The sequence below is a fragment of the Streptomyces sp. NBC_00503 genome, from assembly GCF_036346895.1.
Lineage (GTDB): Bacteria > Actinomycetota > Actinomycetes > Streptomycetales > Streptomycetaceae > Streptomyces.
In genome coordinates this window covers 5,185,123-5,207,545 of record NZ_CP107855.1, presented here as the reverse complement: position 1 = coordinate 5,207,545, position 22,423 = coordinate 5,185,123, and the positions used below count along the sequence as shown (strand labels likewise).

15 protein-coding genes are annotated in these 22,423 nt (G+C 70.9%); 8 read left to right on the top strand and 7 right to left on the bottom strand.

The features are described from left to right. Positions 1–73: 73 nt before the first annotated feature. The 7 genes from OG490_RS24280 to OG490_RS24250 form a co-directional block, all read right to left on the bottom strand. A complete protein-coding gene (locus tag OG490_RS24280; protein WP_330298389.1) occupies positions 74–1,129 on the bottom strand; it encodes an ABC transporter ATP-binding protein in 1,056 nt (351 codons plus the stop codon). Beyond that, entirely contained in the window at positions 1,122–2,168 is a 1,047-nt protein-coding gene (locus OG490_RS24275; RefSeq protein WP_443065973.1) for an ABC transporter ATP-binding protein, read from the bottom strand. The genes OG490_RS24280 and OG490_RS24275 overlap by 8 nt, the downstream gene beginning before the upstream one ends. Before the next feature lie 20 nt (positions 2,169–2,188). Beyond that, the gene (locus tag OG490_RS24270) at positions 2,189–3,136 is read right to left on the bottom strand and encodes an ABC transporter permease (protein ID WP_330298387.1); all 948 of its coding nucleotides are present in this window, start codon (positions 3,134–3,136) and stop codon (positions 2,189–2,191) included. Then, entirely contained in the window at positions 3,129–4,061 is a 933-nt protein-coding gene (locus OG490_RS24265; protein WP_330301045.1) for an ABC transporter permease, read from the bottom strand. The genes OG490_RS24270 and OG490_RS24265 overlap by 8 nt, the downstream gene beginning before the upstream one ends. A 176-nt stretch (positions 4,062–4,237) precedes the next feature. Then, positions 4,238–5,872 (bottom strand): peptide ABC transporter substrate-binding protein, encoded by a 1,635-nt coding sequence (locus OG490_RS24260; protein WP_330298386.1) that lies wholly within the window; start codon positions 5,870–5,872, stop codon positions 4,238–4,240. A 442-nt stretch (positions 5,873–6,314) separates the two neighbouring features. Then, on the bottom strand, positions 6,315–8,219 hold the full coding sequence (gene typA, locus OG490_RS24255) for a translational GTPase TypA (protein WP_330298385.1): 1,905 nt from the start codon (positions 8,217–8,219) through the stop codon (positions 6,315–6,317). Between the two features lie 318 nt (positions 8,220–8,537). Next, a complete protein-coding gene (locus OG490_RS24250) occupies positions 8,538–11,012 on the bottom strand; it encodes an ABC transporter family substrate-binding protein (protein ID WP_330298384.1) in 2,475 nt (824 codons plus the stop codon). Positions 11,013–11,377: 365 nt separating this feature from the next. On the opposite strand from OG490_RS24250, the gene OG490_RS24245 reads away from it, so the two are divergent. The 8 genes from OG490_RS24245 (at position 11,378) to OG490_RS24210 (ending at position 22,422) form a co-directional block, all read left to right on the top strand. Next, entirely contained in the window at positions 11,378–11,617 is a 240-nt protein-coding gene (locus OG490_RS24245) for a hypothetical protein (protein ID WP_330298383.1), read from the top strand. A 107-nt stretch (positions 11,618–11,724) separates the two neighbouring features. Next, positions 11,725–12,549: a hypothetical protein gene (locus OG490_RS24240; protein ID WP_330298382.1), complete on the top strand. Its 825-nt coding sequence runs from the start codon at positions 11,725–11,727 to the stop codon at positions 12,547–12,549. A 1-nt stretch (position 12,550) separates the two neighbouring features. Then, positions 12,551–14,470, top strand: a complete 1,920-nt coding sequence (locus OG490_RS24235) for a fumarate reductase/succinate dehydrogenase flavoprotein subunit (RefSeq protein WP_330298381.1) — start codon at positions 12,551–12,553, stop codon at positions 14,468–14,470. Beyond that, entirely contained in the window at positions 14,467–15,240 is a 774-nt protein-coding gene (locus OG490_RS24230; RefSeq protein ID WP_330298380.1) for a succinate dehydrogenase/fumarate reductase iron-sulfur subunit, read from the top strand. The genes OG490_RS24235 and OG490_RS24230 overlap by 4 nt, the downstream gene beginning before the upstream one ends. A gap of 85 nt (positions 15,241–15,325) precedes the next feature. Beyond that, positions 15,326–18,733 carry a protein kinase domain-containing protein gene (locus tag OG490_RS24225; protein ID WP_330298379.1) on the top strand — a complete coding sequence of 1,136 codons (3,408 nt, stop codon included), beginning with the start codon at positions 15,326–15,328 and terminating at the stop codon, positions 18,731–18,733. A gap of 86 nt (positions 18,734–18,819) precedes the next feature. Next, entirely contained in the window at positions 18,820–20,955 is a 2,136-nt protein-coding gene (locus OG490_RS24220; RefSeq protein WP_443065865.1) for a TPM domain-containing protein, read from the top strand. A gap of 57 nt (positions 20,956–21,012) precedes the next feature. After that, positions 21,013–21,741, top strand: coding sequence for a PspA/IM30 family protein (locus OG490_RS24215; RefSeq protein WP_330298378.1), 729 nt, complete (start codon positions 21,013–21,015; stop codon positions 21,739–21,741). Positions 21,742–21,963: 222 nt separating this feature from the next. Next, positions 21,964–22,422 (top strand): hypothetical protein, encoded by a 459-nt coding sequence (locus OG490_RS24210; RefSeq protein WP_330298377.1) that lies wholly within the window; start codon positions 21,964–21,966, stop codon positions 22,420–22,422. Position 22,423: the final 1 nt, after the last annotated feature.

Here is a 22,423-nt window from a genome sequence, read left to right as displayed (position 1 = left end):
AGCGAACGCCGAAGCGCCCGGCGCCGGATCGAGATCCGGTGCCGGGCGCTTCGGTGTGATCGCCTGTGCGAGGTCAGACGGCCAGAACGGCCTTCTCCTCGGCGAAGTGGCAGGCCGACTCGTGCGCGGCCAGCGACTTGGAGCCCTGGAAGCGCTCCGGGATCGCCAGGAGCGGCTCCTCCGTGGAGCACTTCTCCTCGGCCTTCCAGCAGCGGGTGCGGAAGCGGCAGCCCGACGGCGGGTTGGCCGGGGAGGGGACGTCTCCGGTGAGGAGGATCCGCTCGCGGCCCTCGCGGGCCTCCGGGTCCGGCACCGGCACCGCGGAGAGCAGCGCCTGGGTGTACGGGTGGGTCGGGTGGTCGTAGATCTGCGCGTCGGTGCCGATCTCGGCCATCTTGCCGAGGTACATGACGCCGACCCGGTCCGAGATGTGCCGGACGATCGACAGGTCGTGCGCGATGAAGATGTAGGAGAGGTTGAACTCCTCCTGCAGCTTCTCCATCAGGTTGATGACCTGGGCCTGCACCGATACGTCGAGCGCGGAGACCGGCTCGTCGCAGATGATGATCTCCGGGTTGAGCGCGAGGCCGCGGGCGATGCCGATGCGCTGGCGCTGACCGCCGGAGAACTGGTGCGGGTACCGGTTGATGTACTCCGGGTTGAGGCCCACGACGTCCAGGAGCTCCTGGACCTTGCGGCGCCGGTCGCCCTTGGGAGCCACCTCGGGGTGGATCTCGTAGGTCTCCCCGATGATGTCGCCGACCGTCATGCGCGGGTTGAGCGAGGTGTACGGGTCCTGGAACACCATCTGGATGTTGCGGCGCACGGCCTTCAGGGCGCGGCCGGACAGCTTGGTGATGTCCTGGCCCTTGTAGAAGACCTCGCCGGCGGTGGCGCGCTCCAGGTTCATCAGGAGCTTGGCGACGGTGGACTTGCCACAGCCGGACTCGCCGACGATGCCGAGGGTCTCGCCCTGGTACAGGTCGAAGGAGATCCCGTCGACCGCGCGGACCGCACCGACCTGCTTCTTGAACAGGATGCCCTGGGTCAGCGGGAAGTGCTTGACCAGGTTGCGGACCTGGAGGATCGGCTCGCCGCGCTCGGGGGCGTTCTTGGTGAGCTCAGCCATGGATCTGCTCCTTCCAGAAGTGGCACGCGCTGTGACGGCCGACCAGTTCGGTGCCGTCCTGCTCGCTGACCGGCTGGAGCATGGGGATCTCCGACCGGCAGATGTCCTGCGCGGCGGTGCAGCGCGGGTTGAACGAGCAGCCGGAGGGCAGGTGCAGCAGGTTCGGCGGCAGGCCCTTGATCGCGAAGAGCTCCTGGCCCTTCTGGTCCAGACGCGGGATCGAGTCGAGCAGACCGCGGGTGTACGGGTGTGCCGGGCGCTTGTAGATCTCGTGGACCGGAGCGGTCTCGACGATCCGGCCGGCGTACATGACCGCGATCTTGTCCGCGACGTCGGCGACGACGCCGAGGTCGTGGGTGATGAGGATCAGGCCCATGTTGAGCTCGCGCTGGAGCTCCGCGAGGAGGTCCATGACCTGGGCCTGGACGGTGACGTCCAGGGCCGTGGTCGGCTCGTCCGCGATGATCAGGTCCGGCTCCAGCGCGATCGCCATGGCGATCATGATGCGCTGGCGCATACCGCCGGAGAAGTGGTGCGGGTAGTCGTCCACACGCTCCTTCGCCGCCGGGATCTTGACCTTGTCCATCAGCTCGATGGCCTTGAGGCGGGCTTCCTTCTTCGACAGGCCCTGGTGGACGCGGAACATCTCGCCCAGCTGGTAGCCGACGGTGAGCACCGGGTTCAGCGAGGACAGCGCGTCCTGGAAGATCATGGCGATCTTCTGGCCGCGCAGCTTGCGCCGCTCCTCGAAGCTCATCTTCAGCATGTCCTGGCCGCGGAAGAGGATCTCGCCCTGCGGGATCTTGCCGGGGGGCATGTCGAGGATGCCCATGATGGCCTGGGCCGTCACGGACTTGCCGGAGCCGGACTCGCCGAGGACGGCGAGGGTCTCGCCGGCGCTCACGCTGTAGTTGACGCCGTTGACTGCCTTGGCCACACCGTCGCGGGTGTGGAACTCGACGTGCAGGTCGCGCACTTCGAGCAGGGGCGTCTGGGTGTCCCCGTCACGCGGGGAGGGAACGCTGGAGGTGTTGTCCATGGTGATCACTTACGCCCTCCTCAGCGCAGCTTCGGGTCGAGGGCGTTGCGTACCGCTTCGCCGAGCATGATGAAGGCGAGGACGGTGATGCTGAGCATGATCGAGGGGTACAGCAGGATGTGCTGGGCCGTTCGGATCTGCGCGGCACCGCCGGAGATGTCCACGCCCCAGGAGATGGTCGGGGACGCGAGGCCCAGTCCCAGGTAGGACAGGGTGGCCTCGGCTCCGATGTAGCCGCCCAGCGCGATGGTCGCGACCACGATGACCGGGGCCATGGCGTTCGGCAGGATGTGCCGGAACAGGATCCGGGTGGTGCCGGCGCCCAGTGCCTTGGCGGCGTGCACGTAGTCGGCCTGCTTCACGGTGATGACCGCGCCGCGCATGACGCGGTTGATCTGCGTCCAGCCGAGGAAGGCCAGGGCGAAGACGACCGTCCACACCGTGCGCTTGGTGAAGGCCTGGAGGACGACCATCGAGCCGAGGAGGAACGGGATGCCGAAGAAGACGTCCGTGATGCGCGACATGATCGCGTCCGTGAGGCCGCCGAAGTAGCCGGCGATCATGCCCGTCAGGCCGCCGACGACGGTGACGATGGCGGTCACGGCGACGGCGACGATGATCGAGGCGCGGGTGCCGTAGACGAGTCGCGCGTAAACGCTGCGGCCCTGGCCGTCCCAGCCCAGCCAGTCGGGCGAACCGACCTTGGACAGCTCCGGCTTGCCGAGGAAGTGGTGGACCAGGTCGCCCTTGGTGGGGTCGACGCTGGTGAACCAGCTCGGGAAGACGGCGATCACGAGGAGGATGAAGATCAGTACCGCGGAGACCACGAAGTAGGGGTTGCGGCGCAGGTCGGCCCACGCGTCGCCCCAGAGGCTGCGCGCCTTCTCGGTCTTCGCCGGCTCCACCGGGGCGCCGGGCGCTCCCGTGGTCTCGGCCTTCACGGTGTCGGTCTGGGTCATGTCAGGCATACCGGATCCTCGGGTCCATGACCGCGTAGAGGAGGTCGACGAGCAGGCTGGCTATGAGGTAGACGACGACCAGGACGGTGACCACACCGACCACGGTCAGACCCTCGCGGCGGATGACCGAGTCGTAGATCAGACCGCCGACACCCTTGACGTTGAACATGCCCTCGGTGACGACGGCGCCGCCCATGAGGGCGCCGATGTCCGTGCCGAGGAAGGTGACGACCGGGATCATCGAGTTGCGCATCAGGTGGACACCGATGACGCGGCGCTTGGGCAGGCCCTTGGCGACGGCGGTGCGCACGTAGTCGGCGCGCAGGTTCTCGGCCATCGAGGTGCGGGTCAGGCGGGCCACGTAGGCGAGCGACAGGGACCCCAGCACGATGGCCGGCGTGAGCAGCTCGCCCCAGGTCTCGTTGATGCTGACGTTGGGCTCGATCCAGCCGAGCTGGAAGGCGAACACCGTCTTGACGATGAAGCCGAGGACGAAGACCGGCATCGAGATGATCAGCAGGGTGAGGATCAGGATGAGGTTGTCCACGAGCTTGCCGGCCTTGAGGCCGGCGACCATCCCGAGCGCGAGGCCCAGGACGATCTCGATGGCGAACGCCAGGAAGGCCAGCCGGATGGTGACCGGGAAGGCGCTACCGATGACATCGGTGATCTCACGTCCGCTTCGGATCTGCTGCCCGAAATCGAAGTGGAACAGGATGCCGGTGATGTAGTTGTAGTACTGCTGCCAAATCGGCAGGTCCAAGCCGTGCGCATGGCGCAGGGCGGCCAGCGTGGCGGGGTCGGTGCCCTTGTCCCCGAAGAGTCCGGCCACGGGGTCGCCGGGCAGGCTGTACACCATCAAAAAGATGAGCAGGGTCGTCCCGAAGAAGACCGGGATCATCTGGAGCAGTCGTCGTGCGACATAGCGCCCCATCATGCCTCCGTAGAAGATGCGGCAGGCGCAGCCGGACGGGCCCTTTCGCCACGCACGCGCGTGACGGGATCGTCACTGCGTCGCGAAAGGGCCCCCCGGGGCGCTGCATATAGGCCCGGATGTGGGCCGGCTCCCCGCCGGCCCACATCCGTCTTAGCTGAATTGCGCGCTAGGACTTACTTCTTGACCTGGACGTCCTCGAGGATCGGGTCGCCGTCCTGGGCGTACTTCACGTCCGAGACCTTCTCCGAGAAGCCCGCGTTGGTCTTGTAGTACCAGAGCGGGATGGACGGCATCAGGTTGACGAGGTCCTTCTCGACGTCCTGGTAGCCCTTCACGGACTCGGCCAGGGAAGGAGCCGAGTCGGCCGCGGCGATCTTGTCGTCCAGGGCCTTGTTGCTGAAGCCACCCTGGTTGCCACCGGCGCCGGTGCGGAACAGGTCGCTGATGAAGTTGGCGTTCACCGGGTAGTCGAGGGTCCAGGCGGACCGGTACAGCGACTTGACCTGCTGGGCCTTGCGGGCCGCGAGGTCGGCCTGGAAGTCCGGCTTGGCGTCACCGGTGCACTTGACGCCCGTGGCCTGGGTGATGCTGTTGCAGACAGCCTCGACCCATTCCTTGTGACCGCCGTCCGAGTTGAACTGGATGGAGATCTCGTTGTTCGGAACGCCACCGCCCTCGGTGATGAGCGCCTTGGCCTTCGCGGGGTCGAACTTGGTGACGTCACCGGCCGCGTTCGGCGTGTAGCCGAGGACGCCCTTGGCGACCCAGCCCGTGGCGGGCTCGCGGGTGCCCTGGAGCACGGTCTTGGTGATGGTGTCGCGGTCGATCGCCATCGACAGGCCCTGGATGACCTTCGGGTCGACCGGCTTCGGGGTCTTCCACTGGTCGGCGTAGAACGCGACCGCGATGGTCTGGATCGCGGACATCGGCGCGTCGACCGCGCGGTCACCGAGGTCGGCGCGGTAGACCGGGAGGTCCTTCGGAGCGATCGAGCGCAGGACGTCGACGTTGCCCGACTTCAGGTCCTCGTAGGCGGTCTCGAGGGAGGAGTAGTTCTTGAGAACCACGCCACCGTTCTTCGCCTTGTTGTCGCCCTTGTAGTCGTCGAAGCGCGTGAGCTCGATCTGCTTCTTGTGCTCCCACGACTTGAACTTGTACGGGCCGTTGCCGACCGGCTTCTCACCGGCGGCCGCGGGGTCCTTGTAGAAGGACTCCGGCAGCGGGGAGAAGACCTCGTAGCCGAGCTTGTACGTGAAGTACGGCACGGCGTTGGCGAGCTCGATGGTGAAGGTGTTGTCGTCGACGACCTTCAGGCCCTCCATGGCGTCGCCGGTGGGCGCGGCACCCTTGGCCTCGGGGTGCACGACCTCGAAGCCCTTGATGTCCGCGAACCAGGACGCGTTGCCCTGCTTGTTGTTGATGTTCGCGGCCCAGTTCCACGCCTTGACGTAGGACTGCGCGGTCACCTTGGTGCCGTCGTGGAAGGTCCAGCCCGGCTTGAGCTTGACGGTCCAGGTCTTGCTGTCCTTGGACTCCACCGACTCGGCGTTGACCATGACGATCTTGCCGTCGGCGTCGTAGTCGACGAGCTGCGAGAACAGGCCCGACATGACGATCGAGCCGTTGGACTCCATCGTGTCGGCCGGCTGGAGAAGCTTCTCCGGCTCGCCGACCTCGACCGAGTAGATGCCGTTCGGGTCGACTTCACCCTTGCCGGCCGCCTTGCCGCCGCCGCCACCGCAAGCGGTCGCAGCCAGGGCAACGACAATCGCGCCCGTTACCCACTTGGCGCTCTTGGCACCGCGCATGGGTTTCCTCCTCATGAGTCCACTGTCTGATGAAAGGGACACGTGTTGCGTTTCGCCGACACCCCTGACGGCGATAAGGAACCAGTGCCCCGAGTGTGCTCGTGAGTCGACGCTCCCCACAGCGTGTGACCCATTGACCCGAGCTCAATGGAGCCATCCTCGGGGACGCCCAGACCGTAAACCACACTTAAGTGGTCTCGTTTTCACAACATCGCACTATGGCCAAAACCCGAAATCCGGACAAACGGATAGGAGACAGACACGTGCGAAACGGACTGTTAGCTCTTCTTCCGGAGTGTCACGGTCGGTATCCGGACACCGGACGGAAACAATCCGCTTGACAAAAGCGAACAGCCCCTCCCTGCACGGAGACCGTGCGGGGAGGGGCTGCTCGAAAAACCGGTGACCGGGCGGACCCAAGTGTGATCTGGGTCCTACTCGATTACTTGCCGGACTTGGCGCGCGAGGCGGAGCGCGAGCGCTCCTTCTGGTCCAGGACGACCTTGCGGATGCGGACGGCCTCCGGGGTCACCTCGACGCACTCGTCGTCGCGGCAGAACTCCAGGGACTGCTCCAGGGAGAGCTTGCGGGGCGGCACCACGTTCTCGGTGTTGTCCGCGGAAGCCGCACGCATGTTGGTGAGCTTCTTCTCCTTGGTGATGTTCACGTCCATGTCGTCGGCGCGCGAGTTCTCGCCGACGATCATGCCCTCGTACACCTCGGTGCCGGGCTCGGTGAACAGGACACCGCGCTCCTGCAGGTTGATCATCGCGAACGGCGTGACCGAACCGGAGCGGTCGGCGACCAGCGAACCGTTGTTGCGGGTCACCAGCTGGCCGAACCACGGCTCGTGGCCCTCGTGGATCGAGTGGGCGATGCCCGTACCGCGGGTGTTCGTCAGGAACTCGGTACGGAAGCCGATGAGGCCGCGCGAGGGGACCACGAACTCCATGCGGACCCAGCCGGAGCCGTGGTTCGACATGTTGTCCATGCGGCCCTTGCGGACGCCCATGAGCTGCGTGACGGCGCCCATGTGCTCCTCGGGGACGTCGACCGTCATGCGCTCGACCGGCTCGTGCACCTTGCCGTCGATGATCTGCGTGACGACCTGCGGCTTGCCGATGGTCAGCTCGAAGCCCTCGCGGCGCATCTGCTCGACCAGGATGGCGAGCGCGAGCTCACCACGGCCCTGGACCTCCCAGGCGTCCGGGCGCTCGGTGTCGAGCACGCGGAGCGAGACGTTACCGATCAGCTCGCGGTCCAGACGGTCCTTGACCTGGCGCGCGGTGACCTTGCGGTCCTTGACCGCGGACTTGGCGTCCGCGCCCTTGCCGCTGCCGCCGCGGCCGACCATCGGGGAGGTGTTCGTACCGATGGTCATGGAGATCGCCGGCTCGTCGACCGAGATCAGCGGGAGCGCGATCGGGTTCTCGGTGTCGGCCAGGGTCTCGCCGATCATGATGTCGGGGAAACCGGCGACCGCACAGATGTCACCCGGGCCCGCCACCTCGGCCGGCTTGCGGGTGAGCGCCTCGGTCATCATCAGCTCGGTGATGCGGACGTTGGAGATGGTGCCGTCACGCTTGATCCACGCGACGGTCTGACCCTTGCGCAGCTCGCCCTGCTCGACGCGCACCAGCGCGATGCGGCCGAGGAAGTTGTCGGCGTCCAGGTTGGTGACGTGGGCCTGGAGGGGGGCCTCCTCGTCGTACACCGGGGCCGGCACGTGGGCCAGGATGGTGGAGAAGAAGGGCTCCAGGCTGTCGCTGTCCGCGGGGACGGTGCCGTCCTCCGGCTTGGTCAGCGAGGCGACGCCGTCACGGCCACAGGCGTAGACGATCGGGAACTCGATCTGCTCCTCGGTGGCGTCCAGGTCCAGGAACAGGTCGTACGTGTCGTTGACGACCTCGTCGATCCGGGAGTCCGGGCGGTCCGTCTTGTTGATGCAGAGGATGACCGGCATGTTCGCCTGCAGGGCCTTGCGCAGGACGAAGCGGGTCTGGGGCAGCGGACCCTCGGAGGCGTCCACCAGCAGAACGACGGCGTCCACCATCGACAGACCGCGCTCGACCTCACCACCGAAGTCGGCGTGGCCGGGGGTGTCGATGATGTTGATCGTGATCGGGGCCGACCCGTCCTTCGGGTGGTACTTCACCGCCGTGTTCTTGGCGAGGATCGTGATGCCCTTCTCACGCTCCAGGTCGTTCGAGTCCATCATGCGGTCGTCGAGGTGCTGGTGGGCGGCGAAGGCACCGGCCTGCTTGAGCATGGCATCGACGATGGTCGTCTTGCCATGGTCGACGTGGGCGACGATGGCGACGTTACGGATGTCGTGGCGCGTGGGCACTTCGGCGCTTCTCCCGGGATCGTGGATGGCGACGCGTACGGTCCGGCACGCGAGCCTCGACCGGGCGGAAAACCTGCCACGGCCTTACCCCATCGTACGTCGCGCAGCGGGAACCGCCTGCCGGGGGGTCTGTCAAGAGGCCGGACGACTGAGGAGGGCCGAGGTTTCGGTGGGGGGTCTCGGCCCTCGGGACTGCCTGAATACACGCGGGTCAACGGGTACGTACGACCTTGCCCGCCGGGTTCCCGGCGGGCAAGGGACTTGAGTCACATCTGAGGTAGAAACCCGGGTCTCAACCTCGGATGCACCGTTTCGTCATCAGTTCTTCTTGTCTTCCTTGGCCTTGTCCTTGGCCGTCGGCTGCTTCTTCCAGCCGATGTCCTGGTAGCGGGGCGCGCCGAGGCCGAAGGCGCCCGCATTGACCAGGTTCGGCTTCGCCGCCACCAGCTCGGGGCGCTGGTAGAGCGGGATGGAACCGGCCGCGGCCCAGATCCGGGCGTCCGCCTTGCGCATCAGCTCGCGGGACTGGTCCTCGTCCAGCGTGCCGGCGGCCTGGTCGAAGAGCTGGTCGATGTGGTCGGTGCCGACCCGGGTGTAGTTCTGTTCGACCACCAGGGAGCCGTCGGCCGCCGGCTCGGGCTTCGCGAAGATCGGCCGGGCGTCGGTGGCGGGGTAGGCGGTCGCGGGCCAGGAGTACAGGGCCAGGTCGTACTGGCCGGAGGCGATGTAGTCCTTGAAGAAGCTCTCGTCGGCCACCTTGGTCAGCTCCGCCTGCACGCCGACCTTGTGGAGCATCTGCGCGATCCGCTCGCCGACCGTGCGCAGGGCCTCCGAGCCGGGGCCCGACGGGAGGACGAAGCGCAGGGTGAGGGGCTTGCCGTCCTTGGCGAGCATGGCGCCCGAGTTGCGTACGGCCTGCTTGGCGGGGGCCGTCGGGGCGCCGCTCGCCTTGGCCGCCGGGTCGGCGGCCTCGGTGTCCAGGGCCGGGCTGCGCTTGCCGTCGTCCACGGCTTCGGTCCGGTCGGCCTGCGCCGCTTGGGCCGCTTGGGCCGCCTGGGCCGCCTGGGCCGCCTGGGTGAGCAGCAGCTGCTCCTGCCGGGCGGCGAAGGGGGCCGGGGCCAGCACCGGGGAGGTCCGGACCCCGGAGGCGAAGGCGTCCGCGTCGACGATCTCACCGTCGAACCCGTACACGCCCTCGGGCAGGGCCATGCCGGCCGGGTTCTCGGGGCCCTCGGGGCGGTGGTCGGGGTGGTCGGCCCGGGGGGCCGTCCGGGCGCCAGCCGCCGGCTTGTCGTCCCCGCGCCGGCCGGGGGCGTCCTGGTCGCCGTTGCGCTCGTCGTCCTGGCCGACGATGTAGAGCCCGTCGTTGCCGGTCCCGGGGCCCGACGGCATCTTCGCGTCGTCGTGCTCCTTCGAGGCTTCCGCGCCGGCCTTGGCCCCGTTCGGCTCGGTGAGCTTGCCGCCCCGGCGCCAGCCCGCGTCCGCGAGCAGGGCCTGCGAGGCCTCGGTGTCCTGGCCGCCGAGGGCGTCGCTGTTGTCGGCGTACGCCTGCTGCCCGGCCAGCGCCAGGTGGCTGCCCACGGGCTTCGCGGGCAGGCCCAGCGGCTTGAGGACGATGTCGGCGAGGGCCTGGCGGTCCAGGGCGCGGGCCACGGCCCGGCGCACGCGCTCGTCGGTGAGCGGGCCGGAGGCCCCGTTCATCGCGAGCTGGGTGTAGGCGGGCTCCAGGGACTTGCGGACGGTGAAGGCGCGCAGGGCGCCCTGTTCCTCGGCGTACCGCTTGACCGCCTCGGCGTGCTTCTGGCGGGTCTCCTGCGCCTCCTTGGCCTTGGCCTCGTCCGCGCCGAAGGCCAGCGCCCACGAGAGGGTGGCCTGCGCGGGCGTCACCGAGGCGGCGGGGCCGTGGGCCCCGTCGGCCTTGGCGGCCTCCCGCTGGGCCAGGGCGATCCGGTCGGCGCCGGTGCGGTCGATCTCGGCCATGTCGAGCTTGCCCGCGGCGAGCGCCGCCGGGCGCTCCGCCCGGGGCACGGCGGTGAGCACGAGGGAGTCGAGCTTGGCGGGGGCGCCCCACCAGCGCGGGTTGCGCGTCAGGGCGGCGGTGCCGGTCTTCTTGTCGATGGCGCCCAGCGAGAAGGGGCCGGCAGTGACCTTGAGGGCGCCGCGGGCGCCCTCGTTGAAGGCTTCCGGGGTGCCGGTGACCTGCTTGGGGTAGAGCGGGGAGAAGAGGGAGCGCCAGTCGGAGTACGGCTTGACGAAGGTGACCTTGACCTCCAGGTCCGTCTTGCCGCGCTCGATCTTCTCGATCCGGTCGTAGCCCGCGTTGCGCGCGGTCCAGTACGCGGAGTCCTTGCCGTTCAGGGCCCGCCACTGGGCGACGAAGTCGGCGGCGCCGATCTCGCGGCCGTCGCTCCACACGGCCTGCTGGTTCAGCTTGTACAGGACGACCTGCTTGGGCTCCCGCTCGACGACCTCGGCCTTCTCCAGGAAGTCGGGATTGGCCACCGGCCGCCCCTTGCCGTCCAGCACGAACAGCTGGGGCAGTACCGCCCCGGCGATCCGGGCGGTGGTGGCGTCCGCGTCGGCCTGGAAGGTGTTGAGGGTGCCGGGCAGGGCGTCCACGGCCCAGCGCAGCACTCCGCCGTCGGCCACCTTGTCGCGGGTCGTGGTCGCGATGTCCTGCCCGGCGGCGACCGGGCCGCCCTCGTCTTCACCCGCGCCGCAGCCCGCGAGCAGCGGCAGTGCAAGAACTCCCGAGGTCAGGAGCGCCAAGGACCTGCGCCTTCTCTGGGACATGGGTGGTACCTCCGGGGCAGGGCGTGGGGGGCTGGTCGTGAAAAGGAGGGGGCCTTGATCACGTTCGGCGGTATATGGAGCTGATCACACTGGGTGCCGAAGCCCACTGAAATCGACACCCCGCCGCACCCACCGCAGCGGACCCTCGCCACGCCGCGAACCCCACCCGTGCGGACCAATCCGGCTTGTGCTCCGGACGGGCGTTCCCCCGTAAGAGGGATGAAAATGGAGTGAGGGAGGGCGCACGGTTCGCGCCTGCGCGCCCGCAATCGCTGCACGTCCCTTCACAAGCGGGGACGGGAGGCGCGACACTCGCAGGCGCACATGGGCGTTGCCACCGCACCACGCGGAAGAAAGGGCAAGTCATGTCCCTGCAAGACGATTTGACCACCGTACGGCGCAATCTGAACGAGCTGGTCCGCTCGGTGGAGCGGCTCGAACAGGACGTCGCGCGGCAGGCTCCGGCCGCCCCCAAGCCTCCGGGCACGGGCGCACCGGGCCGCACGGCCGGCATGGTCGACGTACCGGACACCCCGTACGACAGTTCACTGTGGACGGATTCCGACGACGAGGGTCTCGGCGCCCGCGACCGCCGCGCCCCCTAGACGGCCTCGGACCGCACACCCCCGCACACCCCACCAGACCCGGCCACCCTCAGTGACGGCGGCCGGGTCTCCTGGGCCACCCCTCATCACTCCACCCGGAGTCCCTCTTGGCCACAGGCACCCAACCACCATCCCAGCGGCCCGGCGGCGTCCACGACGCCTCGCGGGCCGCGATCGCAGCCCGGCACCTGCGGACCGACCGGTGGTGGCTCTCGCCCGCCGGCACCGCGGCCGGGCTGCTCGCCTTCATCGTCTACTCCACCTGGCGGGCCTTCGCCAACGCCGACTACTACGCGGCCCCGTACGTCTCTCCCTTCTACTCCCCCTGCCTGGCGGAGAACTGCAAGGAGATGCGCGGCGGCCCGAACCTGGACCTCCTCGGCAGCTGGTGGGGCCTGTCCCCCGCCCTGCTGATCCTGGTCTTCCCGCTCGGCTTCCGGCTGACCTGCTACTACTACCGCAAGGCCTACTACCGGGGCTTCTGGGCCTCGCCGCCGGCCTGCGCCGTCGCCGAGCCGCACGCCTCGTACAGCGGTGAGACCCGCTTCCCGCTGATCTTCCAGAACATGCACCGCTACTTCTTCTACGCGGCGCTGCCGGTGGCCGGGATCCTCACCTACGACACCGTGCTGACCTTCCGCAACGACCGTTACGAGTGGGGCCACATGGGCCTCGGGACGCTGCTGTTCCTCGTCAACATCGGTCTGATCTGGGCCTACACCCTGTCCTGCCACTCCTGCCGGCACATCATGGGCGGCCGCCTCAAGCACTTCTCACAGCATCCGGTGCGCTACCGCCTGTGGGGCTGGATCAGCCGCCTCAACTCCCGTCACATGCAGCTGGCGTGGGCCTCGCTGATCAGCGTGGCCGCCTGCGACTTCTACGTGTACCTGGTGGCCAGCGGCGCCTTCACAGACCCGAGGTTTTTCTGACATGGCTCAAGTCGAACGGCAGCAGTGGGACGTGGTCGTGGTCGGCGCGGGCGGCGCCGGACTGCGGGCCGCGATCGAGGCCCGCGAGCGCGGCGCCCGCACGGCCGTGATCTGCAAGTCCCTGTTCGGCAAGGCCCACACCGTGATGGCGGAGGGCGGGATCGCCGCCTCCATGGGCAACGTCAACGAGGGCGACAACTGGCAGGTGCACTTCCGCGACACCATGCGCGGCGGCAAGTTCCTCAACCAGTGGCGGATGGCGGAACTGCACGCGAAGGAGGCCCCGGACCGGGTCTGGGAGCTGGAGACCTGGGGCGCCCTCTTCGACCGCACCCCCGACGGGAAGATCTCGCAGCGCAACTTCGGCGGGCACGAGTACCCGCGCCTCGCGCACGTCGGCGACCGCACCGGCCTGGAGCTGATCCGCACCCTCCAGCAGAAGATCGTCCAGCTCCAGCAGGAGGACTTCAAGGAGTACGGGGACCACGAGGCCCGGCTCAAGGTCTTCCAGGAGTGCACGGTCACCAGGGTCCTGAAGGACCACACCCTGCAAGGCGGCGACCGGGTCTCGGGCACCTTCTGCTACGAGCGCGAGACCGGCCGCTTCTTCGTCCTGGAGGCTCCGGCGGTCGTGCTGTCCACGGGCGGCATCGGCAAGTCCTTCAAGACCACCTCGAACTCCTGGGAGTACACGGGCGACGGCCACGCGCTGGCCCTGCTCGCCGGGGCGCCCCTGCTGAACATGGAGTTCGTGCAGTTCCACCCGACCGGCATGGTCTGGCCGCCCTCGGTGAAGGGGATCCTCGTCACCGAGTCGGTGCGCGGCGACGGCGGGGTGCTGCGCAACAGCGAGGGCAAGCGGTTCATGTTCGACTACATCCCGGACGTCTTCAAGGAGAAGTACGCGCAGTCCGAGGAGGAGGGCGACCGCTGGTACGAGGACCCGGACCACAACCGGCGCCCGCCCGAGCTGCTCCCCCGCGACGAGGTGGCGCGCGCCATCAACTCCGAGGTCAAGGCGGGTCGCGGCACCCCGCACGGCGGGGTGTTCCTGGACGTGTCCACCCGGATGCCGGCCGAGAAGATCAAGCGGCGGCTCCCGTCGATGTACCACCAGTTCAAGGAGCTGGCGGACGTGGACATCACCGCCGAGCCGATGGAGGTCGGCCCGACCTGCCACTACGTGATGGGCGGCATCGCGGTCGACTCCGACACCGCCGCCACGGTCGGCGTGCCCGGCCTCTTCGCGGCCGGCGAGGTCGCGGGCGGGATGCACGGCTCGAACCGGCTCGGCGGGAACTCCCTCTCCGACCTGCTGGTCTTCGGCCGCCGGGCCGGGCTGCACGCCGCCGAGTACGCGGCCGCGCAGGCGGGCCGGCTCCCGGCCGTGGACCAGGCCATGGTGGACGAGGCCGCCACCGAAGCGCTGGCTCCGTTCCATGCCGCCGAGGGCGCGGAGAACCCGTACAGCCTCCACCAGGAACTCCAGACCACCATGAACGACCTCGTCGGCATCATCCGCCGCGAGGGCGAGATGGCCGAGGCCCTGGAGAAGCTGGCGACCCTGCGGCTACGGGCCTCCCGGGCCGGGGTCGAGGGCCACCGGCAGTTCAACCCGGGCTGGCACCTGGCGCTGGACCTGCGGAACATGCTGCTCGTCAGCGAGTGCGTGGCCCGCGCGGCCCTGGAGCGCACCGAGAGCCGGGGCGGGCACACCCGCGAGGACTGCCCGGCGATGGAACGGGACTGGCGGCCGGTGAACCTGCTCTGCCGGCCGGTGACCCCCACGCCCGAGGATCCGGCAGCCGACCGGATCGAGCTGACCCGGGTGCGCACCGAACCCATCCGACCCGACCTGCTCGCGCTCTTCGAGAAGGAAGAGCTGGTCAAGTACCTCGCCGAAGAGGAGTTCCACGCGTGAGTACCTACGATGCCGCGTTCCGGATCTGGCGGGGTGACGCGGAGGGCGGCGAACTGCGCGACTTCACCGTGGAGGTGCACGACGGGGAGGTGGTGCTGGACATCGTCCACCGGCTCCAGGCCACCCAGGCCTCGGACCTCGCGGTGCGCTGGAACTGCAAGGCGGGCAAGTGCGGTTCGTGCAGCGCCGAGATCAACGGGCGGCCCCGGCTGCTGTGCATGACGCGCATGTCGACCTTCACCAGAGAAGAAACGATCACCGTGACCCCGCTGCGGGCCTTCCCCGTGGTCCGCGACCTGGTGACCGACGTGTCCTTCAACTACCAGAAGGCGCGCGAGATCCCGGCCTTCGTACCCCCGGCCGGGGTCGCACCGGGCGAGTACCGGATGCAGCAGATCGACGTGGAGCGCTCGCAGGAGTTCCGCAAGTGCATCGAGTGCTTCCTGTGCCAGGACACCTGCCACGTGGTGCGTGACCACGAGGAGAACAAGACGGCCTTCGCCGGCCCCCGCTTCCTGATGCGGGTCGCGGAGCTGGACATGCACCCCCTGGACGCGGCGGCCGAAGCGGGCCTGGACCGCAAGCGCACCGCCCAGGAGGAGCACGGGCTCGGCTACTGCAACATCACCAAGTGCTGCACGGAGGTCTGCCCCGAGGGGATCAAGATCACCGACAACGCCCTGATCCCGCTGAAGGAGCGGGCCGTGGACCGCAAGTACGACCCCCTGGTGTGGCTGGGGAACAAGATCGGGCGCCGTTCCGGTCGATAGCAGCCCCCAGCCGTTCACTTCGCAGTACAGAATGCCCCCTGTATCAACGTCGTTGACGTGATGTCAGGGGGCTTTCGCGGTGCGGGTGGGGGATCAGCTGGCGGGGCGGTACCGCCTCGACCAGCGGCTCGGCCAGGGCGGCATGGGCGAGGTGTGGCGGGCGCACGACACGGCGCTCGACCGCGCCGTGGCGGTGAAGGTGCTGCTCGAAGCGGCCACGAACGACGAGGTGGTCGCCCGTTTCCGGCGCGAGGCCACCATCGGGGCGCGGCTCCAGCACCCCGGCATCACCGTCGTGCACGACGTGGGCCAGGAGGAGGGGCGGCTCTTCATCGTCATGGAGCTGCTCCCGGGCGAGGACCTGCGCAGCGCCCTGGCGCGGGAGCCGGGCGGGCTCGCGGTGGAGGTCGCGCTGGAACTGGCCGCGCAGACCGCCGAGGCGCTGGCCGCCGCCCACGAACGCTCCGTCATCCACCGGGACCTGAAGCCCGCCAACCTCTTCCTGCTGCCGGGGGGCCGGCTGAAGATCTGCGACTTCGGCATCGCGCACTCCTCCGACGCCACCGCGGGCTGGACGGTGACCGGCCGGATCTTCGGCAGCCCGCCGTACATGGCCCCCGAACAGTGGCGGGGCGAGCGGGTGGACGCCCGGTGCGATCTGTACGCGCTGGGGTGCGTGCTGTACGCCCTGCTGAGCGGGGAGCCGCCCTTCGGCGAGAGCGCCGACGGGCCCTACGTGCTGATGCGCCGGCACATCGAGGACCCGCCGCTGCCGCTGCGCGAGGCCGGCCGGCCGGTGGCCCCGGAGGTGGACCGGCTGGTGCTGCACCTGCTGGCCAAGGACGCGGCGGACCGGCCGGAGTCGGCGGCGGTCGTGGCGAAGTCGCTGCGCGGGCTGCTGGGCGGGCTGCTGGACGGCTCCGGGGGGCGGGGTCCTGCGGACGGGGACAGGGACGGGGACGGGGACGGGGCCCGGACCGGATTCGGGCGCGACACCCGGGCCCGCGACGGGGCCGGACGCGATCCCCGGACCGGAGCCGGTACCGCCGTCACGGACCGGTCCGGGGCCGGGGCCGGGGCCGGGGCCGGGGCCGCCGGGCAGGCCGGTGCTGAGCGCCGGACCGGCACCGGCCGCGAGCGCACCGGCCTTCCGGGCGGGACCGGAGGCGGAGGCGGAAGCGGAGCCGGGAACGGAAGCGAGGCCACGGGCGGGACCGGAAGCGGGCTCGGGAGCGGGGCCGGGGCCGGGGGTGTCCCCGTCGGCGTACGGGAGTTCGTACGGGAGTTGCTGCTGGAGGCCGAGGACGCGCTGCGCGCGGTGCCGGTCGGCAGCGAGGTGCCGGTGGAGGTGCTGGCCGTCGCCGCCGACGCCGCGGCCCGCTTCGACGCGGGGCTCGCGGGGCGGCTGCTGGCCGAGGCCGAGAGCGCGGCGTGGAGTGGCGGCGGGGGCGACGGGGCCCGGGTGGCCGGGCTGCTGACGGGTCTGGCCAAGGACACCTCCGCGCGGGCCCCGGCGCGGGCGCGGCGGCTGCTGACCGACGCGCAGCAGGCGCTGTTCACGGTGTTCGGCCCGGACCGGGAGGGCCCGCTGCGCGCCGTCGCCTTCGAACTGGCCCGGGTGGCGCCCGAGCAGGCCGCCCGGATCGCCACGGACCACTTCACCGGCGGACCCTCCGAGAAGCGGCTGCGCGCCCACATCGCCACGGCCGTCGCCGCGGCCGATCCCGCCGAGGCCGAGCTGCAGTTGGCCCTGATCCCGGACGCCGGGCTGCGCGGGGCCGCCACCTACGACATGGTGCTGGCCGTCGCCCCGCGCGACCTGCCCGCGGCCCTGCGGCTCAGCGAACGGATCGGCTCCGCCGGGGGCCGGCTGCTGGCGCTGTGCCAGGTGGCGCGCGACCGCGCCGGGGCCAGGGACCAGCCGGGCGCGGCGCAGGTCCTGGAACAGGCCGAGCAGGAGCTGCCCGGGTTCCTGGAGGAGCGTGCGGCCTGGCTGCGCGAGGAGTCGGCGCGCCACGCGGAGCAGGGGCGGCCCGTGGAGGCGGAGCGGCTGCTCGGCCGGGCCGCGGGCCTGCTGCGCGGCCGGACGGAGGCCTCCGACGACGAGAAGACGGGCCACGCCCTGGCTTCGCTGGCCCGGGCGCGGGCCGCCGTCGAGGAGGCGGCGCGGCCGCCGCTGGACCCGGAGGCGGCGCGGGAGCGGGCGGGCCGGGCCCGGAACCTGCCGGACGCGGCGGAGCGGGCCCGCGCGCTGGCCCGTATCGCGCGGGAGTGCGTGGCGACGGGAAGCGCGCCCTGGCTGGCGGAGGCGGCGGCCGACGCGGGGAGTTCGCCGCCGTCCGGGGCCACGGCCCTGGGAGGCCCGGACTCCGGAGCCCCGGCGGCCCGCGGGTCGCGTTCCCTCACGGGCAGCCCCGGACCCCACGCCGCCCCCGGCGCCCTCGCCTGGCAGACGGCCGCCCGGCCGGACGCCGTCCACGCGGCCGGGGCCCATGTGGTGTGGCGGTCGGGGCCCGAGGTGGGCTGCGTACGGGCCGACGTGGGCGCGACCCGTTGGACGGCTCGAGCCGACGAGGGCGTGGGCGCGGCCGCGCCGCCGCTGGTCGGGGCCGGGCTGCTGCGGGTGTCCTGCGCGGCGGACGCGGCCACGGTCTACGTCGAGGTGCGGCGCGAGGGTGCGCCGGGGGTCCGGCTGCTGGCGCGCGAACCGCGGGACGGTCGGGTGCGGTGGTGGCGGGACCTGCCCGGGGAGGGGGCGTTGCGCAGCGCCGGTCCCGTGGTGCTGCACGGGGCCCCGGGGGATCTGACGGCGCTGTCGGCGAAGACGGGCGAAGTCCTGTGGCGGCGCGCGCCGGCGGGCTCCGGCGTGCGGTCCCCCGCCGTGGCGGGCGACTGCCTCGTGCTGCCGGACGACCGGCTGGTCCAGGCGCTGCACCTGCCGACCGGCCGACTGCTGTGGTCCTTCCCCCGGAGCCGCCCCGCGGACCGCACGCTGCACGGGCAGCTGCCGTCCGGCGGTGGCGGTCCGGTCGCCCTCCTCGACGGCGAGGGCCTGCTCGCCCTGGACCGGAACACCGGCCGGGAGCTGTGGAGGTTCGCGCCGGGCGTCCCGGCGGAGCCGCTGCTGAGCGAACGCGGCACGGTGTACGCGGCCGCGTACCGCCCGGATCAGGGCGCGGACCTGGTCTTCGCTCTCGATGCGGAGAGCGGGGCACTGCGCTGGCAGCGGGCACTGACCCGGCGGGAGGGGCCGGGGTGCGCGCTCGAACTGCTGGGCGTGCGGCCGGGCGGCCTGTACGTCAAGGTGCTGGGCGGCGGCCGTCGCGGGCTCCTGAACCGCTCCGCCGGCCCCTTCGTCGCCGTCCTGGATCCGGCGACGGGCAAGCTCCGCCGCCAATGGGACCATCCGGCCCTCGTCGACGCGGCCGCCCTCCTGATCGGCGACCGCCTGGCCCTGTCCCGCCCGGAGCTCGCGGCCTACGCCCTTCCCTGACCGGCCCGTCCAGGGTCCGGAGCCGTGCCCCGTCGGGGGTGCGGCTCCGGGTGCGTCCGGCAGAATCCCCCCATACCCTCCCAAATGTGACTCCGCCGAAGAGACGCACCACCGCCGAGATATCCCTCCGGGCCACCCTCACCCTGGCCGCCGCCCTCCTGGCGGCCGGTGGCTGGGCGACGGCCACCGCGCCCGCCGCCCGCGCCGACGACCCCGTCACCCTGTCGCAGCAGGGGCAGATCACCGACCGGGTGAACGCCCTGGGCGACCGCAAGCCCGCCGTCACCGCCGCGCTGGACAAGCTGTACGCCGACCGGAAGATCCAGCTCTTCGTCACCTACGTACGCGATTTCTCCGGCCGCTCCGCGCAGAGCTGGGCCGACGCCACCGCCCAGAAGAACGGCCTCGGCCAGAACGACGTCCTGCTCGCCATCGGCACCGGCGCCCGGCAGTACGCCTATTCGGCCGACGTGGACTCCGGTTTCACCAAGGAGCAGCTGGCGGCGGTCGCACAGACCGCGATCGAGCCGGCCCTGCGGCAGAACGACTGGGCGGGCGCCGCGATCGGCGCCGCGAACGGATACGACGCGGTCCTGGCGGGCAAGCCCGTACCCGTGCCCGCCATCACCCCCGGCGAGGCGGACCCGGGCGGATCCGCGGCGAGCAGCGAGAACGGCGCCGGGGACTACGTCCTCCCGGTCGTCGCGGTCGGCGCGGCAGGCGCCCTCGGCGCGTACGCGTACACCCGCCGCAAGCGCAAGCGCGCCGGCGGGGGCACCGGCGGCGGGAAGACCGCCGGCTGGGGCACGGGGCCCGGCCAGGAGCCCGCCCCGCTCCCCCTCCCCGAGCTGGACTCCAGGGCCAAGGCCCTGCTGGTGGAGACCGACGACGCGATCCGCACCAGCACCGAGGAACTCGGCTTTGCCACCGCACAGTTCGGAGAGGAGGCGGTCTCGGCCTTCACGGAGGCCGTGGAGTACGGCAAGGGAGAACTGACGGCCGCCTTCCGGCTGCGCCAGCAGCTCGACGACGCCTACCCGGAGGACGACGCCACCCGGCGCCGGATGCTGGACGAGATCGTGGCCCGCTGCACGGAGGCCAACCGGCGCCTGGACGCCCAGTCGGCGGACTTCGACCGGCTGCGGGACCTGGAGAAGAACGCCCCGCAGGCGCTCGCCACGGTCGAGGGCCACTTCCGCGCCCTGACGGGCCGCACCACGACGGCGGAGGCCACCTTGACGGCGCTCGGCCGCCAGTACGCGGACTCGGCGGCCGCGCCCGTGGCCTCCAACCCCGAACAGGCCAAGGACCGGCTGCTGTTCGCGACGACCAGCCTCGGCGAGGCCCGCGCCGCGATCGACTCCGGCGACAACGGCAAGGCCGCGGTGCACGTCCGGGCGGCCGAGGGCGCGGTCGACCAGGCGGCCACCCTGGTCGACGCGGTGGAGCGGCGGGCGCAGGAGCTCGCGGAGGCCGCCGGGAAACTGCCCGGCGCCCTGAACGAGACGGACACGGACCTCGCCGACGCGCGCGGGCTGCTCACCGGCACCACCGAGGGCACCTCCACCGCCGATCTGCGCGGCCGGATCAGCCGCGCGGAGGCCGTACTGGCCGACGTGCGCCAGGAGCAGAGCGGCGGCCGGTACGACCCGATCGACGCCCTGCGCCGCGTGGAGGAGGCCGACGCGGCCCTCGACGAGGCGCTGGCCGGGGCCCGCGAGCGCGAGTCGGGCCGCCAGCGGGCGGCGGCCCTGCTCGACCAGGCCCTGCTCACGGCCCGCAGCGCGATCGGCGCGGCGGCCGACTACATCACCACCAGCCGTGGCGCGGTCGGCAGCCAGGCCCGGACCCGGCTGGCGGAGGCCCAGCGCCACCTGGAGCGCTCCACCTCCCTGGCCCCGACGGATCCGCCGGGTGCGCTGGCGGAGGCGCAGCAGGCGGACTCGCTGGCGCGCCAGGCGCAGCAGCTGGCCGAGCAGGACGTGGGCGCGTACCAGAACCCGTACGGCGGCGCGGGCGGCCGGCGGCAGGGCAGCGGCATGAGCGGCGCGGTGCTCGGCGGGATCATCCTCGGCGAAATCCTGAACGGCGGCCGCGGCGGGGGCGGCGGCTTCGGCGGAGGCGGGGGTGGCGGCGGCTTCGGCGGTGGCGGCGGGCGCGGCCCCGGCTCCTTCGGCGGCGGCGGAACCCGTGGCCGCATGGGCGGCGGCGGCCGCTTCTGACCTTCCCCTCTTCTCCCCTTCCACTTCCCCTCCCGTCCCTCCCCAAGGAGAAGCACCATGAGCAAGCAGAGCATCCTCGGCCGGGTCACCCAGCTCGCCAAGGCCAACATCAACGCGCTGCTGGACCAGGCCGAGGACCCGCAGAAGATGCTGGACCAGCTGATCCGCGACTACACGAACAACATCTCGGAGGCGGAGCAGGCCGTCGCCACCACCATCGGCAACCTGCGGATGCTGGAGGCGGACCACAAGGAGGACGTGGACGCGGCCGCCGAGTGGGGTTCCAAGGCGCTCGCGGCGAGCAAGAAGGCCGACGAACTGCGGACGGACGGCACCCCGGGCACGGCGGCGGACGCGGACAAGTTCGACAACCTCGCCAAGGTGGCCCTCGGCCGGCAGATGCAGTCGGAGAAGGAGGCGCGGACGGCCGAGCCGACGATCGCCGCGCAGACCGAGGTGGTCGACAAACTCAAGTCCGGTCTGGACTCGATGAAGAACAAGCTGACGGAACTGACGGCCAAGCGCGACGAACTGGTCTCGCGCGCCAAGACCGCGCAGGCGCAGAACACGATGATGGACGCCGTCAAGAACATCGACGTCATGGACCCGACGAGCGACCTCAACCGCTTCGAGGAGAAGGTCCGCCGCGAGGAAGCCATGGCGCTGGGCAAGCAGGAACTGGCCGCGTCCTCCCTGGACGCCCAGTTCGAGTCCTTGGACGACCTCGGCAAGACCGCCGAGATCGAGGCCAGGCTCACTGCCCTCAAGCAAGGCCGGGCCGCCTAGGCCGTCTCTTTCGGATCTTGCCGGGCCCGCGCCGCCCGGCGCCGCACGTCGCCGCACTGCCGGGGCACCCGAGTACTGGACGTACTCGGGTGCCCCGGCAGTGCGGCGACGTGCGGCCGGGTTCGGACCGGCACCACGGGGCAACACGCCCCGGGACAGGAACCGTTGTTGGGGCATTAGGATCACCCGATCATTGCATAAGTAATTATTACGGGGGCTCGAGTGAGCATGACCTCCTTCGACGCGGAGTGGGCGGGGCTCAAACAAGGAACGCCGACCGGAGCGCAGATGCGGCTGGCGAGTGCCGCGCCGGACGGCGGTGGCGGTGGCGGGTCCGGTGGTGAGGACCTCAAGTCCGTCATGACGGTCTGGAAGAAGGGCAGCGAGGACGTCGGGCTGCTGGTGACGGGCATCAGGAAGGCCCTCACCGACTTCGAGGCCGGCCAGAAGGGCGCGGCCGTCACAGGCGTGGAGAGCGCGACGGCGCAGACGGAGCTGTACCAATCGTGGAAGACGTACCTCGACGGCCTGGTCGGCAAGTGCACCTCACTGCAGGGGCCGATGGTGTCGGCGGGCAAGGGCCAGGTGTCCAACGACGAGGCGTTGCGCGGTGACTTCGCCCGCATGAACGAGACGTACAAGGACACTCCCGCCACCGGCGGCAACCACGGGGGCCGGTGAG